This window comes from Bacillus sp. NEAU-242-2 (assembly GCF_027853835.1).
In the GTDB taxonomy this organism is placed as follows: Bacteria; Bacillota; Bacilli; order Bacillales; family Bacillaceae; genus Bacillus; species Bacillus velezensis.
In genome coordinates this window covers 1-855 of record NZ_JAPNNY010000018.1, presented here as the reverse complement: position 1 = coordinate 855, position 855 = coordinate 1, and the positions used below count along the sequence as shown (strand labels likewise).

General features: G+C 57.4%; 1 protein-coding gene. It reads left to right on the top strand.

The window, feature by feature from the left end; translation table 11 throughout:
• On the top strand, nucleotides 1-855 hold an 855-nt coding region (locus OWN49_RS19440; protein ID WP_270908876.1), incomplete at both ends, for an SDR family NAD(P)-dependent oxidoreductase.

Sequence of the window (855 nt, the reverse complement as noted above, 5' to 3'; positions counted from 1 at the left end):
AAAAACGCTGATCCAGCTTCTTGTCCCCGACAGGGGGGAAGACAATGTATTGGCGGGGCTGGCCGCTTTTCTGAAAACGGCTCACCTTGAACATCCGAAGCTGTACGGCCAAGTCATCCAAGCCGATCCGGACGAGTCAGCATCAGCGCTTCTTGCCAAGCTGAAAGAAAACCGGGCGCATCCTGAACAAGCGGAAATCCGTTATGAAGGCGGCAAACGTTTCGTCAGAAACTGGCGTCACCTGCCGGCCTCTCAAAGCGGCGCCGTTCCGTGGAAAGACGAAGGGGTTTACCTCCTTACCGGGGGAGCGGGCGGCATCGGGCTGATTTTCGCTGAAGAAATAGCCTCCCGCGTCAAAAACGCCGTCCTCATATTAACGGGAAGGGCGGAAGCGCTTGATAAAGACCGCTCCGCCCGCTTACGGTGCTTGGAAGCGACGGGTGCCCGCGTACTGTATAAACCGGTTGACGTGACAGACAGGGCGGCGGTCATCGCCCTCGTCCGCGGCATACAGGAGGAGCACGGAACACTCGACGGGATCATTCACGGCGCCGGCGTGATCGCCGACAACTACATTCTGAACCAGACAGAAAACGAACGGAAGACCGTCATGGCGCCGAAGGTGAAAGGGCTTATCAATCTTGATGAAGCAGCGAAAGATGTGCGGCTGGACTTTTTCATTCTGTTTTCTTCCTTGGCGGGAGGCATGGGAAATCCGGGACAGGCCGGTTATGCGGCAGCCAACGCATTTATGGATGTTTATGCAGCCCGCCGAAATCGTCTCGTGCGGGACAACAAGCGGAGCGGGCAGACCCTGTCCGTCAACTGGCCGCTTTGGGAAGAAGGCGGTATGCG